This is a genomic window from Arthrobacter sp. FB24, from assembly GCF_000196235.1.
In the GTDB taxonomy this organism is placed as follows: domain Bacteria; phylum Actinomycetota; class Actinomycetes; order Actinomycetales; family Micrococcaceae; genus Arthrobacter.
The window spans coordinates 2,014,914-2,029,734 of record NC_008541.1; the positions used below are offsets into that span (position 1 = coordinate 2,014,914).

Annotated in this window: 13 protein-coding genes; 4 read left to right on the plus strand and 9 right to left on the minus strand. The window is 62.2% G+C overall.

The genetic code is table 11. From position 1 onward, the window contains the following. Positions 1-5: 5 nt before the first annotated feature. Genes ARTH_RS09140 through ARTH_RS09180 form a run of 9 tightly spaced genes read right to left on the minus strand, consistent with a single transcriptional unit; the run spans position 6 to position 8,979 of the window. Positions 6-959 (minus strand): phosphoglycerate dehydrogenase, encoded by a 954-nt coding sequence (locus tag ARTH_RS09140; RefSeq protein ID WP_156810649.1) that lies wholly within the window; start codon positions 957-959, stop codon positions 6-8. A gap of 5 nt (positions 960-964) precedes the next feature. Further along, the gene (locus tag ARTH_RS09145; RefSeq protein ID WP_011691657.1) at positions 965-1,555 is read right to left on the minus strand and encodes a glucose-6-phosphate isomerase; all 591 of its coding nucleotides are present in this window, start codon (positions 1,553-1,555) and stop codon (positions 965-967) included. Next, complete coding sequence (locus tag ARTH_RS09150) at positions 1,552-2,514, minus strand: hypothetical protein (protein WP_011691658.1); 963 nt, start codon at positions 2,512-2,514, stop codon at positions 1,552-1,554. Before ARTH_RS09150 ends, ARTH_RS09145 begins: the two co-directional genes overlap by 4 nt. Positions 2,515-2,523: 9 nt before the next feature. Beyond that, on the minus strand, positions 2,524-4,053 hold the full coding sequence (gene glpK / locus ARTH_RS09155) for a glycerol kinase GlpK (protein WP_011691659.1): 1,530 nt from the start codon (positions 4,051-4,053) through the stop codon (positions 2,524-2,526). A gap of 45 nt (positions 4,054-4,098) precedes the next feature. Continuing rightward, complete coding sequence (locus ARTH_RS09160) at positions 4,099-5,148, minus strand: zinc-dependent dehydrogenase (protein ID WP_011691660.1); 1,050 nt, start codon at positions 5,146-5,148, stop codon at positions 4,099-4,101. Then, positions 5,145-6,212: a galactitol-1-phosphate 5-dehydrogenase gene (locus ARTH_RS09165; RefSeq protein WP_011691661.1), complete on the minus strand. Its 1,068-nt coding sequence runs from the start codon at positions 6,210-6,212 to the stop codon at positions 5,145-5,147. Before ARTH_RS09165 ends, ARTH_RS09160 begins: the two co-directional genes overlap by 4 nt. A 6-nt stretch (positions 6,213-6,218) precedes the next feature. Beyond that, on the minus strand, positions 6,219-7,058 hold the full coding sequence (locus ARTH_RS09170; protein WP_011691662.1) for an SDR family oxidoreductase: 840 nt from the start codon (positions 7,056-7,058) through the stop codon (positions 6,219-6,221). A 56-nt stretch (positions 7,059-7,114) separates the two neighbouring features. Beyond that, positions 7,115-7,783 (minus strand): bifunctional 4-hydroxy-2-oxoglutarate aldolase/2-dehydro-3-deoxy-phosphogluconate aldolase, encoded by a 669-nt coding sequence (eda, locus tag ARTH_RS09175; RefSeq protein WP_011691663.1) that lies wholly within the window; start codon positions 7,781-7,783, stop codon positions 7,115-7,117. After that, positions 7,780-8,979: an MBL fold metallo-hydrolase gene (locus ARTH_RS09180; protein WP_156810790.1), complete on the minus strand. Its 1,200-nt coding sequence runs from the start codon at positions 8,977-8,979 to the stop codon at positions 7,780-7,782. Before ARTH_RS09180 ends, eda begins: the two co-directional genes overlap by 4 nt. Between ARTH_RS09180 and glmS the strand changes: the two genes are divergently transcribed. From glmS to ARTH_RS09200, 4 genes are all read left to right on the plus strand, one after another. After that, on the plus strand, positions 8,978-10,873 hold the full coding sequence (gene glmS / locus ARTH_RS09185; RefSeq protein ID WP_011691665.1) for a glutamine--fructose-6-phosphate transaminase (isomerizing): 1,896 nt from the start codon (positions 8,978-8,980) through the stop codon (positions 10,871-10,873). The two genes, ARTH_RS09180 and glmS, sit on opposite strands and share 2 nt — an antisense overlap. Before the next feature lie 171 nt (positions 10,874-11,044). Then, complete coding sequence (locus ARTH_RS23100; RefSeq protein WP_011691666.1) at positions 11,045-12,211, plus strand: sugar ABC transporter substrate-binding protein; 1,167 nt, start codon at positions 11,045-11,047, stop codon at positions 12,209-12,211. Position 12,212: 1 nt separating this feature from the next. Beyond that, the gene (locus ARTH_RS09195; RefSeq protein WP_011691667.1) at positions 12,213-13,763 is read left to right on the plus strand and encodes a sugar ABC transporter ATP-binding protein; all 1,551 of its coding nucleotides are present in this window, start codon (positions 12,213-12,215) and stop codon (positions 13,761-13,763) included. A 98-nt stretch (positions 13,764-13,861) separates the two neighbouring features. Continuing rightward, on the plus strand, positions 13,862-14,794 hold the full coding sequence (locus tag ARTH_RS09200) for an ABC transporter permease (RefSeq protein WP_052309670.1): 933 nt from the start codon (positions 13,862-13,864) through the stop codon (positions 14,792-14,794). Positions 14,795-14,821: the final 27 nt, after the last annotated feature.

Sequence of the window (14,821 nt, forward strand, 5' to 3'; positions counted from 1 at the left end):
AGTCCCTAGGTGGCGAGGGCGTGAAGCAGGTTGTCCACAGCGGCCTGTGTGGCTCGGTCCACGCTTTCCTTAGTGTATCCACCGATGTGCGGCGTTGTGATGACCCTCGGGTGCGTAATCAGCCGGCTGGGTGCAGGGGGTTCGGAACTGAACACGTCGGTGGCCAGATACTCGACCTGCCCGGAGTCGAGAGCCTGTAGCAGCGCCTCGTCGTCGATCAGGGATGCCCGCGCAGTGTTGATGACGCCGGTACCCCATTGGAGCAGCCGGATTGCCGCGGCTCCGAGAACCGGTTGCCCGGACGGCGGAGTGTGCAGCGATACGACGTGGCTCGATGACAAAACACGCTCCCGTGGTGCCCATGAGAAGTCGGGCGAAGGAGCGAACGATGTCACGGGATATTCGTCGAAGGCAATCACCTTCATGCCTAGTCCAAGCGCCATCGTCGCAACCCGCCGGCCGATCTGGCCGCATCCGATCAGACCAAGGACTTTCCCTGACACTTCATTGCCGGGCCGGCGGTTCCATTGGCCCGACTTCAGCTGGGCATCGTGCCAGGGGATGCTGCGGCTCCCGGCCAGAATCAGTGCGATGGTAAGTTCCGCTACTCCCTGCGAGTTGGCGCCTGGCGCGGTGAGTACGTTGATCCCCAGACGCTCGGCCGCTTCGACATCGATCGAATCCACGCCGACGCCGTTCCGGGAGATGGCTTTCAGCCGAGTAAGGTCCTCCAGTACCTGTCCGGAAAGGCGTTCGGTGCCCGCAAGGTAGCCGACGCACTCCGACACGCCGGCGCGGATCTGATCTTCATTGGGCACTGCACCGGGAGACGGATAAACCAGTTCGTATCCTGCGCGTTCCAGCTTCTGCAGGGCAGGGTGCCCCCCGTCTGACAAGGAGCGGGGGGTCACTGCAATGCGGCCGTTGCGGCCTGGCTCGGTGAGGTTCAGCGAAGCCATGGACATCAGGCCTGCCAGCGTGGGTTGTCAATGAACTCCGCCTTGCCATCGCGCTCCACGCATAGTTTCCGGAAGCCCTTGGTTTCAATGGTTCCGTAGTCGTGTCCGGCGTGCCCGGGGAATGCGAAGAATGTGACCAGGGGCTCCGTGGCGGAGACGTTGATGCTTCGGTGGGCGTAGCGCCGCGGAACGTACACGGCCTGGCCGGGCGTGAATTCGGCAGCCTGCCAGTCACCTTCGGGGTTCTCCATCAGCATGTAACCGCGGCCGCTCAAGCAGTAGTAGATCTCCGCCGTGTCCAGGACTTCATGGAAGTGACCCTTGGTCATGTGGTATTCGTCGCCTACTTTTCCCGGATAGGTGATGCTGGTCCCGTAGGCAACGTCGCCGCTGGTAGAGGGCACACCCATGTCGAAGAACTCGTAGACAAGTGTGTCCTCCTGGGCGAGCTGGGCGTCCGCGGCTTCCTGGTCGGCGTACATATCAGCCATTGCTGACAGTCGGCGCTGCAGGGGGGCCTTGGTGGTTGACAGTCCGGTGGTGACATTGAAGTCGGTGACTACTGCTTTGACGGTGGTTGCGGGGGAGGCGTTCATGAGGGGTTCTCCTTCTGGGATACGGTGTGGGCAATGTCGGAAAGACGGTCGAAATCCGCTCCATGGGTGGGTATGTCGATATCGAATACGTCGGCGATCACTCTGGTCCAGCCATGAATGAAGTAGACCCAGCCGTCTTCGACCCGGACCTGGAGCTCCGGGTGTTGTGCACGGGCCTGATCCAGGAAGACGAGGTCTCCGCGGTAGTTGAAATCCCAGGCAATGGCCCCCTGGGGGAAAATGACGCCGTCCGTCAAGGGCGAGCCCGGACGGTCCTTTCCCAAGCCCGTGGCGTTGATGATCACCGATCCAGGGGATGCGTTGGCGACGACTTCATCATTGGTCGATCCAGCTGTGGCCTGGACGTATGTGATCGGCAGCGCGCTCCCGAGCCGGGCGTGCATGGCCTGCATTTCCTCGAGCCGCAGGTTCCGGCGATTGGTGACGATGATCTTTTTGGGTCCCGGCAGGCCGGCAGCGGCCCGCTTATGCAGATACAGTGTGAGGGCCAGCGAGGAGCCGCCCGCGCCGAGCAGCACCAGGTCCGCTGACGAGTCTTCCCAGTAGTTCTCGGGAAGGATGGCTTCCAGGGACAGGCCGCTGGTGACGGCGTCCATAGCATTGCCCCACAACAGTGGGGACCGTTTGCTGATGCTGCTGATTTCATGGAGAAGCTGTGCGTCAGGGCCAAATTCGTCGAAGAGGTCCCGGGCTGCGCTGACGATGTCCAGCTTGTGGGTCGTCACGAGTGCGCCGAGCGACATTGGGTCGGATTTTATGAATCCGACGACGTCCCGGTAGGCCTCCGGCGGAGCACCCAAAGGAAGGTCGATGCCCTTGAGGCTGGCGTCAAGGTCGAGCTCTTTTGCCCACGCCGGGAAAACTTTCATGATGGAGGATTTGTTTGTCGTGACACCGATGAAGTACATCGTCGGTTCGACGGCGGGCAGTAGCGTCACAGGGCGCTCCTAGGGATTGGTGGTAGATGGGGTGGCGGGTTCGTGCTCTTCCCAGTTGCAGGCGCGGGTGACGGCCTTTTGCCACCCGGCGTACAGGGCAGAGCGTTTTTCTTCAGACATGTCCGGGGTGAAGGCCCGGTCAAGTGCGAATGTGTCACGCAGTTCGTCTTTGCTCGCCCAGAACCCACAGGCAAGGCCCGCCAGAAGCGCGGCTCCGCGTGCCGTGGATTCGACTTGCCGGGGACGGAGGACCGGGACGTTGACCATGTCGGCCTGGAACTGCATGAGGAAGTTGTTCCGCACCGCACCGCCGTCGACACGGATTTCGGAGACGGGGAGTCCGGCATCGGCCTCCATGCAATCGATGACGTCCTTGATCTGGAACGCAATGGATTCGAGCGTGGCCCGGATGATGTGGTTGCGGCTCGAGCCACGGGTGAGTCCGAGGATCGCGCCGCGGGCATACGGGTCCCAGTACGGCGCGGCCAGGCCGGTGAACGCGGGAACAACGTATACCCCGCCGGAATCCTCCACCCGCATTGCGGCGTACTCACTGTCGGCCGAATCATAGATGACCCGGAGCTCATCCCGTAGCCATTGGATGGACGCCGCGGCCACGAAAATCAGTCCTTCAAGCGCATATTCAACTTCGCCGTTGATTCCCCAGGCAATGGTGGTCAGCATTCCGTTCGCCGAGCTGACTGGTTTGTCGCCGGTATTCATGACCAGACTGGCGCCGGTGCCGTAAGTCGCCTTGACCATGCCGCGGTCGAAGCACGCCTGCCCGAACAGAGCCGCCTGCTGGTCTCCGATTGCCGAGGCGACCGGGATATGGGCGCCCGCAAAGATTCCGTCGCAGGTGTGTCCGTAGACTTCGCTGCTTGGCCGGACGTCGGGGAGCATTAGACGCGGTACGCCCAGCTCCCCGAGGAGTTTGTCGTCCCAGTCCAGGGTGTTGATGTCGAAGAGCATCGTCCTCGCCGCATTGGAGTAATCGGTGACATGCGCGGCCCCGGCAGTCAGGTTCCAAATGATCCAGCTGTCGATGGTGCCGAAGCACAGCTCGCCGGCCTCCGCACGGGCCCGTGCACCGGGGACGTTGTCCAGGATCCACGCGATTTTGGTGCCGGAGAAGTAGGCGTCGATGACCAGCCCGGTCGTGGACCGGACATGCTCCTCCAGACCCTTCTCTTTGAGGCCGTCGCATACTCCGGCCGTGCGCCTGTCCTGCCACACGATGGCGTTCATGATGGGCTTGCCCGTGTCCCTGTCCCAGACGACTGTGGTTTCACGCTGGTTCGTGACGCCGACCGCACCGATGTCGTGCGGATCGATCCCGGCTCCCTGAAGGGCACGCCGTGCCACGGCCAGTTGTGTATTCCAGATCTCCATGGGATCGTGTTCCACCCACCCCGGCTTGGGGTAGATCTGGGTGAACTCCTGGCTCGCTTCGCCTACGATCTCTACCTTTGAGTCATAGATGATTGCCCGGATACCGGTTGTCCCGGCATCCAGCGCCATGATGTACTTCGTTGTCATCGCCGGTCCATTTCTGTGTGCGTTGCGGATTCGAGGTGCAGCGCTTTAGTTCGATTCGAAGAGGATCATGGCCTTCATCCCTTGGCCTGATCCGGCGTAGTCCATGGCCTTTTCGATGTCATCCAGTGTGAACGTCTGGCTGATCAGTGGCGAGAGGTCCAGCCTGCCCTCCCCCACGAGGCTGAGGGCGGACGCATAATCGGAATTGCTGGAACCCGTTGTACCGGTCAGAGTCAGCCCCTGGTAGTGGACCCGGTTGGTGTCAAGGGCAACAGGTTGCGCTTTGCCGAGTCCGGCAAAGAAATTGACTCTTCCGTGCGTTGCCAGCAGGTCGACGGCCTGAGCCTGTACCTCGGGCTTGGAGACGCAGGTCAGGGCAACATCGACTCCCAGACCACCGGTTTCCTCGGCCACGACAGTGGCCAGGTCGCGTTCGGTGAGGTTGACCAGCACATCGGCGCCGAGAGTACCCGCGAAGTCGAGCCGCGGTTGCCGGTTGTTCGAAACGATGACTTTCCGGGCGCCGTAGAGCTTTGCCAGCATGACGTGACAGGCCCCGATGGGTCCGGCACCCATGATCAGCACGGTGGAGTCCGGTCGGACATCAAGTTTGCTGACCGCGTTGTAGCAGCACGAGAGTGGTTCGACCAGTGCGGCCTCGGCATAGCCCACAGTCTCCGGAAGGTGGAACACGTTGCCTCGGTTGAGGGCAAAGCGGGGTATCCGGACGTACTCCTGGAAGCCCCCGTCCATCGTGATGCCGAAGGCTTCATAGGAGGGGCACATGTTGTTCAGCCCAACGAGGCAGTTGGGGCATGTCCCGCAGCCGACGTTGGGCGTAACGCTGACGCGGTCTCCGACGGCGTAACCACTGACCTCGCTGCCCGCCTCCACAATCTCGCCGGCAAACTCGTGCCCAAGAACACGCGGAGTCCCTTCCGGAAGCTTGAAATGCCCGTTGGCGGCAATCCGACGGTCTGTGCCGCAGATCGACGCGGCCCGGACTCTGATGATGATGTCACCCGCGTCGGCGGACGGTCTGGGGATGTCATCGACCCTGATATTTCCGGGGGAGTGAAGCCGTGCGGCTTTCATGATGTGCGTACCTCTTCCTGCGCCTCGGCGGCCACGGCGAAGAGCACCTTGTTGTACCAGATGGAGCGGTCCGTAAGACGGCGGAACACGGCCGGTGCTTCGTCCAGGGGGCGGACGTGGCTGATCAGTTCGTCCACGTGCAGGTCGCGGCCGAGGTGGGCGATGACCATGTCCCATTCGCTGCGGCCCTTCGGGGTGACCTTGGCGTTCCAGGTCCCGTACAGCCTCAGCTCCCGCCGAAGCAGGGACGAGACTGCGTCCTTGGCCAGGTGCAGGTCGCCACTAAGGTCACCGAGCAGGACGACTTGTCCTTGGACCGAGGCTGATTCAATGGCCTGGATGAGCGCTTTCGGGTTTCCGGTGGCCTCGACAGCTATCTGCGGGCCCCAGCCGTCCGTGGCTGCTCGGGCAAGATCTGCGGTGTTCCCGGTCTTGGCGTCAATGGTTTCGAAACCGAGCCGCGACATGATCTCGAGCTTCCGATCGTCGATGTCCGCCACCAGCACGCGCGAGCAACCAAGGATTCGCAGCCATTGAGCGGCCAAGGCGCCGATCGGGCCCGCGCCAATTACGAGGGCAGTGGTATGAGTGGGGATCTGCACCTTGAGCATTGCGTGCAGGGCCACCCCGGCGGGCTCGACCATTGCCGCGTGTGTCAGGGGCATGTCGTTCGGAACCCGGAAAATGCTTTGTTCGGGAACCCACATCCGTTCGGACATTGCCCCGTGACGTCGAGACCCGAAGTAGTCGTATCCCGTTCCGAGAGCGTACTCGCCGATTTCGGACATGGGATCCCCGTGCCTGTGCAGCAGCGGGAAAACCGCAGCCCGGTCCCCGGCGCTCAGGTGGGGGCTGTCGGGGGCTTCCTCGACGATGGCCGAAAATTCATGTCCGAGCACCAGAGGGTAATGGTAGGCCTTGCCGTGCCCGTAGCGCAGGACGTCTGATCCGCAGACGCCGACGGCGCCGACGCGGACCAGAACGGGGTTTTCGCCGACTGGTTGCGGTTCCGGAATGTCCGCATATTCGAGGTCGTTGAGTCCGTTGAGGATTGCAGCCTTCATGGCGGCTTAGACCTCCATACCGTAGCGGTGGGCTTTGTGCGTGGGGTAGAGGGCGATCTGGGGGATGGTAACGTCCGGGGTGCGGGTGGCGACGAAGAGGGTGATTTCCGCAACGTTGTCCACTTCGATGCAGCTGGCGTGGATGCCTTCCTCGATTTCCTTCTTGTCGAGCCAGCCGTCGATGTAGGCGGGGACGTCGCCGTCGTACAGACCCTTGTCGATGATCTCGGTCATCGGAGTCTTGACGTGGGAGGGGTTGATGACGGTGACGCCGATCTTCTTGTCTTTGCCCTCCAGGAGGATGTTCTTGCTGAACCCCATCAGGCCGTGCTTTGAGGCGCGGTACGGGCTGTGGCCCGGGCCGGAGGCGACACGGGCGGAGGACGATCCCATGTTAATGATGCGGCCGCCGTTTTCCTGCTTTTCCATGATCCGGAACGCCTCACGGCACATCAGGAAGACAGCGGTCAGGTTCGGAGTCATGGTCTTGTTCCACTCATCCAGGGTGACGTCGACGACGGGCGGTGCCAGTGAGTCGCGACCGGCGCTGTTGACGATCAGGTCCACGCTTCCCCAGTTGGTTTTGGCCCACGCGAACAGGTCTATTACGGACTGTTCGTCGGTGACGTCGGCGAGAATGGAATGGACGTCCCCGCGTCCGTAGCCGCGGATGCTGGCGGTGACCTTCTCGAGACGTTCTTCATCGATGTCGACCAGGAGGACCTTGCTTTCGTTGGCTGCGAAGATCCGGGCGACGGCTTCGCCGATTCCGGAAGCTGCGCCGCTGATGATGGCGACTTTGCCGGCCAGGGCGACTCCGGTCTGGGGGACGTATGTTTCGCTCATTGTGATTTCTCCTGTTGGTATTGAAACTGTGGTGGTGAGGTTTGGGGATGGCCTGCTTAGGCCCGGGTTCCCGCCGTGCGGGAGCGTGGGGAGCTGGCGGCGAGTTCAGCTGCCTGGCCTGCCTTGGTGGTGATTTCCTCCCAGCGCCGGCCGGTTACGGCATCCTTGGTGGCGATCCAGGATCCGCCGCAGGCTGCCACGGATGGCTGGGCCAACCACGCTGAGACGGTGTCTGCGGTGATCCCGCCGGTGGGCATGAACGACACGTCCGGGTACGGGGCGCTGAGGGCCTTGACCAGGGGTATGCCGCCGATGGCCTCGGCCGGGAAGAGCTTGAGTAAACGCAGCCCCAGGGACCGCGCCGCCTCGATTTCTGACGGCGAGGTGACGCCTGGGATGATCGGGATCGAGCGTTGCCTGGCCCGCTCCACGACCGAGGCGTTGAGCCCCGGGGAGACGATGAAGTGTGCACCGGCGTCTGCTGCTGCATCGACGTCGTCTTCGGACAGGATGGTTCCGGCCCCGACCAGCAGTCCTGGGACGTTGTCCACCATGCGGGCGATGGCGTCGGCCGCAACGGGGGTTCTGAAGGTGATCTCCGCGACGGGAAGGCCCGCGTCGACAAGCGTCTTGCCCAGCGGAATTGCGTCGTCGGCATATTCGATTTCAATGACTGGCACTATCGCGAGCTCGCGAAGTCTCTGGAGCAGGTCCTCGGCGTTCATGCCGGTTGCCTTCTTTCGTTCTGCGGGACGTTGGCTGTCCGGGCGGGGGTGATGTGGTACGCCTGTCCGAGTGACGGGAGCGTCCACTGCACGTCGCCGGCCAGGTGCGTGAACTCCTGTGCCGCCTCGCCGGGGTCTACTGTGTTGAAGTCAAAGAGGCCGAAGTGGTGCCCGACGACGGCCGGGATGTCCGCCGCCGCGCACAGTTCGAGGGCTTCATTCACCGTGAAGTTCCCCGGCACCCCGTTCTGAAGCCGGTGGCTGTCCCTACCGTTGATGGGGAGCAGCGCAAGGTCGACCCGCATGTTGCGGAGGAGTTCTGCCTGGCCCTGGTAGGGGACGCAGTCACCAGAGTGGTATATCTTCACGCCTGCGATGTCGATGATGTAGCCCAGGAAAACGGAATCCCCGTTGATGTCGGTTTCCAGATCTTCGTGGGCTGCCGGGACGACGGTGACGCTGATGTCGCTGGCTAGTTCCACGCTGCTGCCGGCTGTGACCGGAATCAACAGCTCGACGGGGATGTGCCGGTCCATGGCCACCTGGGTTCGTGCCCTGGGGGCAAGGAAGAAGGGACGGTTCCTCGTCTGCAGGGCCCGGACGGTCTCCGGATCCAAATGGTCAGTATGGGCGTGGCTGTGAAGAACAGCCTGTATGCCCACCATCTGTTCCGGGTCCACAGGGACTGGATGAAGGCGAGTGTGCGGGAAGACGGTCCCCGCGTATTTAGTGGCGAGACTGTCCGAGAGATAGGGATCAATGAGTATCCGGCGTCCGTCGTGTTCCAGAGCAAATCCGGCCTGACCCAACCACCAGAACCTGACGTCCCCCGATGGAGCGGCGGCAGCGGTGAGATAGTCTGCCCCCGGTCCGTCGGGAATTAGACGGACCAGAGGGAAGTTCACAGGGTCACCATCCGCTTCGGAGGGAACGGTCGGTGCTTCCACGTCGATCACGCGGCCATCGGAGGCTGCCGCGTGTGCGACGGTGACACGGTGGCGCTGTTTCCCGGAGAAGTTTGCCACAAAGCCGTGACACGCCGTTGTGTGCGATTGAACATTTTCGGTGCCTTTCTGGTGTCCAGTAAGCGGTCGCCGTTGCCATTGGCGTTGCTCTTGATCACACAGTAGCAAGAATTTTCCAACCAGAAAATAGTTTGGGAAGAAAATTCCCAACAGATGTAAGCTGGGGGCCATGTGTGGAATCGTGGGATATGTCGGAAGCGTCAACCAAGACCAGGGCAATATCGAAAATCGTGCCCTGAACGTCGTCCTCGGTGGCTTGAGCCGCCTTGAATACAGGGGGTACGACTCGGCGGGCGTGGCCGTGCTCGCTGACCGCGGGATCAGCTCCCGAAAGAAAGCTGGAAAGTTAGCGAATCTTGAAAACCTTCTCCGCTCCAACCCGCTGCCCCCCGCGCAGGTAGCCATAGGCCATACGCGGTGGGCCACGCACGGGGCGCCGACGGACGCGAACGCCCATCCGCACCTTGCTGATGATGGCCGATTGGCTGTCATTCATAACGGGATCATCGAAAATTCCGGCCCGTTGCGGGGCCGCTTGACGGCCCGTGGCCACGTGTTTCTCTCGGAGACCGACACCGAAGTCGCAGCTGCGCTACTGGCTCATGTCTACCTCACCCTGGGTGGAGATCAGGCTGGCGGTGATGCTCTGGCGGCAGCCATGCGCCGTACCTGCGCGGAGCTGGAGGGGTCCTTCACGCTTCTTGCGGTACATAGCAACCATCCCGGACTCATCGTCGCGGCGCGGAGGAATTCCCCGCTCGTGGTTGGCCGGGGTGAACGCGAAAATTTTCTCGGATCGGATGTGTCGGCATTCATAGACTCAACCCGCCGCGCCATTGAGCTCGGGCAGGATCAGGTTGTCAGCCTCACGGCTGACGAAGTGACCATCACTGATTTCCACGGCAAACGCGCTGCCGGTAAGGAATTCGTCGTCGACTGGGACGCCAGCTCGGCCACGAAGGATGGCCATTCCTCGTTCATGGCGAAGGAGATCCAAGAGCAGCCAGAAGCGGTCCGCCGCACTCTCCGGGAGAGGATAGGAGCAGACGGGACCCTGTCTCTGGGCCAGCTTGGAATCAGCGACGCAGCTCTGGCCGGCGTCCGGAAGATCATCGTCGTGGCCTGCGGTACGGCCTCCTATGCCGGGCAGATTGCGAAATACGCCATAGAGCGCTGGTCCAGGATTCCGGTTGAAGTCGACTTTGCCCACGAGTTCCGTTACCGCTGTCCGATGCTTGATGACAGGACGCTGGTGATAGCCATATCGCAGTCCGGCGAGACGATGGACACGCTGATGGCCGTGCGGTACGCCCTTGAACAAGGAGCCAAGGTGCTCGCCATCTGCAACACCGTGGGAGCGACTATTCCGCGTGAATCCGACGGTGTGTTGTACACGCATGCAGGTCCTGAGGTGGCCGTGGCCTCCACTAAGGCGTTCCTTACCCAGGTGACAGCCGCGCTCCTGCTCGCTCTCTACCTTGCCCAGTTGCGGGGGACCGGGGACCCGCTGGAAATTTCCGGGGCAATCCTCGAACTAGGAGGCATGCCGGAAAAGATCCAACGGGCACTGGCGGCGGAGGAACAGATCGCCGCGCTCGCCGAATCGCTAGCCGATGCGACGGCGGTACTCTTCATCGGTAGGCATGTCGGGCACCCAGTGGCCATGGAGGGGGCCCTGAAGCTGAAGGAGCTGGCGTACATTCACGCCGAAGGCTTTGCAGCCGGCGAGCTTAAGCATGGTCCGATTGCCCTCATCGAGCCCGGACAGCCGGTCGTCGTCATTGTGCCCTCACCCGTGAGTAGCCGGACGCTTCACGCGAAGATGATGTCGACGATCCAGGAGATCAAGGCGCGCGGCGGTCGCGTCATCGGCGTCTGTGAAGAAGGGGACGCAGTGACGGGGGCCTGGGCGGATGTGGTGGTGGCCGTGCCGGCATCAAATCCGCTTCTGGCGCCACTACTAACTACCATCCCGCTGCAAATTTTTGCTGCCAGGCTGGCGAACGCGAAGGGGCTGGACATTGACCAGCCTCGGAACCTCGCCAAGTCAGTCACCGTAGAATAGCCCCGATGGCCATAGATAGAACTTTCTGCCGAAACTATGGTCATGACGGGAAATTCCTGCTACTTTGATGCTGTTACCAATGACGGTAATGCCACTGCAGCACCAACTGGTCCCGGCCGCATAGGTTCTGCCGCCAGAGCGCCTGCAGTGCACATTCAGAGAGGGCCCACCATGTTTCAACGGAGAAACCGCTACCGGGGGAGCGCGGCAGTAGCCGTGCTTGCCTGCCTTGTCGCACTGACCACGGCCTGCGGTCCCGCCCCGGCCAGCCAGACGTCACAGGCAGACTCCGAGGCGTCAGCGGCGTTCACGGCAAAAATCACCGCCGACGTCGCAGCTGCAACCGCACCGCAGACCACCACGACCAACCCCGTCCCAGCCAGCGCATCGCTCTCCAACGGGCCCAAGAAGATCGTGATCATTCCTTGTTCCATGGCCGTGGAAGGGTGCGCGCGGCCGGCCCGTTCAACGCAGGAAGCCTCGCGGCTGCTTGGCTGGGACGCGAGCATCGACGACCCCGCGAGCGACAGCACCAAGATCTCCGCGGCCATCCAGCGGGCAGTCTCCCGGAAAGTCGATGCCATCGCGTTGACGTCCATCGACGCCGCTGCAGTTCAGGGTGACATCAAGTCGGCCAGGGATGCAGGCATCGCCGTCACCTGCAACATGTGCGGCAACAAGGATGACCTTTACCAGTCGCTGATTCCAGCTCTGGACGCAAACAACAAAGCAGGATACCTCTTGGGGGAGTTCGCGTTCCTTGAAGCGCGCAAGCGTTTCAATTCAGCACCGAAATTCATCGTCCTGACCGATCCGGAATTCGACACCGTGAAGGCGCGCGTGAGCGGCCTCAAACAGTTCATTGAGGACTGCAAGGCTGCCGGAGCAGGTTGCGAGCAGGTAGCCGAGAGCTCGTTCCTGGCAGGTGAAATCAGCACCGTCGCGCCAGGGCGCGTTGCCCAGTTGGCCCGCAGCAACCCGCGCTACAACGTGCTGTTCGCAGGATTCGACGCGGCCATGCTGTTCTTCTCCCAGGGGCTACAGCAGGCAGGGCTGGCTGATTCCAAGAAAGCTTTCGGAATTTCGGTGGACGCCGACGTGGCCAATACCGAGATGATCCGCAAGGGGGGTTTCCAGGCGGCGTCCATCGGATTCGCCTTCGGCCGTGCAGGTTACGGCCAGGTGGACAATCTCAACAGGATCTTCAGTGGCCAGAAGCCGCAGGACCAGGGCATCACCGGCAAGCTCGTTACAGCGGAGAACGCCCCGGCTTCCGGCGGCTGGGACGGAGACTTCGACGGAGTCGCCCTTTACAAGGGACTGTGGAAGGTCGGCTGACGTGAACACCGCCGATTCGCCCCGCACTGTCCTGACGTTGCGGGGCCTGTCCAAGACCTTCGTCGGACAAAAGGCTCTCGATACGGTGGCCCTGGAGCTGCGCGCGGGGGAAGTACACGCGCTCCTGGGCCAGAACGGCTGCGGAAAGTCGACGCTTATCAAATGCCTTGCAGGGTTCCATCATCCCGACGAAGGCGCAGAAATGACCCTCGACGGCGTTCCCGTCACGTTGCCTTTCGAGCCCGCCCAAGCGGCGGCAATGGGTCTGGTGTTCGTGCATCAGGACCTTGGACTCATTCCGAACCTGTCCATCACCGAGAACTTCGAAGCCTCAAGGAGCTACGGATCGGGGTTGTTTTCGAGGATCCGCTGGTCGCGAATGCGGGAAAACACCGTTGCGGAACTCGCCCGCTTGGGGCACGCCGACCTCGACCCCAACACCCCCGTGGGGCGCTTGCCGATCGCGCAACAGACCATCGTGGCGATAGCCAGGGCGCTCAGCTCAGCCGGTGAAGGGGCCAAGGTTCTGGTGCTGGATGAGCCCACGGCTGCTTTGCCCGACTCGGAAGCTGCGCTGCTCTTCGCCGCCGTCCGGAAAGTGGTTGAAAGCGGCGTGGCTGTGCTCTATGTGACCCATAAACTCGAAGAGCTGGCCTCGTTCGCGGACCGGGCCACGGTCCTGCGGGATGGCCGGAATATTGAAACCATCGGCATCGCTGACACGGATCGTAAGAGCCTTGTCCGCCTGATCGTGGGGCGGGACGTCGAGGCTTTGCCCCTCGCCCGTGAGCTGGGGATGCCAGGACGTGAGCTCATGGACGTCCGGGGACTAACCGGAAAACGACTGAAGGATGTCTCATTCACGATCCGTGCCGGCGAAATCATCGGCGTCGCCGGGATGCTCGGATCCGGCCGGAGTGAACTCGCCCGCATACTCTTTGGCGCCCAGGAACCCGTCCGTGGCACCATCACAGTCAAAGGCAGTGAATGCCGGTTCCGGACGCCGAGGGACGCGGTGGCGCGGAAGATCGCACTCATCCCAGAGAACCGTCGTCGGGACGGCGGAGTGCTGGACATGAGCGTCGGGGAGAACCTCACCATTACGTCCATCGACCGGTTCTGGCGGCGAGTCAGGCTCTCAACCGGAACGGAACGAAAGTGGATAGCTCAAAAGATCGGCGAGTACGACGTCAGACCGGCGTCCTCCCAAAGGCTTTTCAAGGTGCTGTCCGGGGGAAACCAGCAAAAAGTGGTCATCGCCAAATGGCTGGAAACCAGTCCCGACATTGTCATCTTCGACGAACCCGTCCAAGGTGTGGACATCGGCGCCCGCGCGGAGATATTCGACCTCATCAACCGCGCGGCTGAACGGGGCGCCGCGGTCGTGCTGATCTCTTCCGAGATCGAACAGATGATTGCCCTCAGTCATCGGATCCTCATTCTCCGGCATGGACGCATCGTTGCCGAGGAATCAACCGCCGGCCTTACCGCCGGCAAGGTCACGCAGTCGATGTACTTCGACGGCGAACGAACTAAGGAAACAACGTCATGACCTCGACCCTCGACCCGTCATCTGCCCCATCAACAGCCCGTGAGCCTAGAAAAACCGGATTTCGCATCCTGCGAAGGCGGCAAAATGAGGCGCTGCCATTGTTCTTCGCCCGGATAGCGCTGCCGCTGCTCCTGATGCTCCTGATTATCGTTTTCTCCCTTGCGGCCCCCGACACCTTTGCAACGGTGGACAACCTCAAAACAGTGCTGAACCTGCAGGCGGTACTGACAATCCTTGCAATCGGGCTGCTCCTTCCGCTGATCGTCGGAGAACTTGATCTCTCCGTGGCTGCCAACCTGGGCCTCGGACTGATCCTGGTGACAGGCCTGACTTCACAGCAGGGCATGCCGGCGGTCCCCGCCATGATCGCCGCCATTGCGGCCTGCACCGCTGTTGGACTAATCAACGGCCTGCTGGTCAGCAAGGTGGGGATCAACTCCTTCATCGTCACTATTGGCATGAGCACCATCCTCACCGGACTTATCGGCGCCTACACGCTCGGGAACGTCTTCTACGAGAACATCCCCGAGGAGCTAACCGGGCTCGGGCAAGGCAACCTGCTCGGCATTCCCTTGCCCGTGGTCGTCGCGGCAGCCATAGGGCTGATTGTCTGGTACATACTGTCCCAGACGCCCGCCGGGCGCTTTCTGTACGCAATTGGCGGGTCGAGGGATGCCGCGCGCCTCTCCGGGATCGCCGTACCGCGGTTCACCATTGGAGCGTTCGCTGGGGCGGGGGCCCTGGCCGGAATCGCCGGTGTGATCCAGGCAGGAATCCTCGGAAGCGGCAGCCCAACGGTGGGCCCCCCCATGCTGCTTCCTGCCTATGCCGCAGTTTTTTTGGGCGCCACCGCGTTCCTCCCGGGTACTTTTAACGTGTGGGGCACCATCGTCGCCGTCATAACCCTCCAGGTCGGCACCACAGGGCTGGCACTCATCGGAGCGCCGTTCTGGATTGAGCCGTTGTTCACCGGAACGGCCCTCATTGCCGCAGTCGCCGCAACCAGATTCCTGCGCGGCGAAGCCACCTAGGCGCTGCATCAAGACCTGAATAAGCCA

Excerpts from the sequence above, each read along its gene's own strand:
- ARTH_RS09140 (WP_156810649.1), bottom strand. The coding sequence starts at position 959 with ATGGCTTCGCTGAACCTCACCGAGCCAGGCCGCAACGGCCGCATTGCA.
- ARTH_RS09145 (WP_011691657.1), bottom strand. The coding sequence starts at position 1,555 with ATGAACGCCTCCCCCGCAACCACCGTCAAAGCAGTAGTCACCGACTTC.
- glpK (WP_011691659.1), bottom strand. The coding sequence starts at position 4,053 with ATGACAACGAAGTACATCATGGCGCTGGATGCCGGGACAACCGGTATC.
- ARTH_RS09160 (WP_011691660.1), bottom strand. The coding sequence starts at position 5,148 with ATGAAAGCCGCACGGCTTCACTCCCCCGGAAATATCAGGGTCGATGAC.
- ARTH_RS09165 (WP_011691661.1), bottom strand. The coding sequence starts at position 6,212 with ATGAAGGCTGCAATCCTCAACGGACTCAACGACCTCGAATATGCGGAC.
- ARTH_RS09170 (WP_011691662.1), bottom strand. The coding sequence starts at position 7,058 with ATGAGCGAAACATACGTCCCCCAGACCGGAGTCGCCCTGGCCGGCAAA.
- eda (WP_011691663.1), bottom strand. The coding sequence starts at position 7,783 with ATGAACGCCGAGGACCTGCTCCAGAGACTTCGCGAGCTCGCGATAGTG.
- glmS (WP_011691665.1), top strand. The coding sequence starts at position 8,978 with ATGTGTGGAATCGTGGGATATGTCGGAAGCGTCAACCAAGACCAGGGC.
- ARTH_RS09180 (WP_156810790.1), bottom strand. The coding sequence starts at position 8,979 with ATGGCCCCCAGCTTACATCTGTTGGGAATTTTCTTCCCAAACTATTTT.
- ARTH_RS23100 (WP_011691666.1), top strand. The coding sequence starts at position 11,045 with ATGTTTCAACGGAGAAACCGCTACCGGGGGAGCGCGGCAGTAGCCGTG.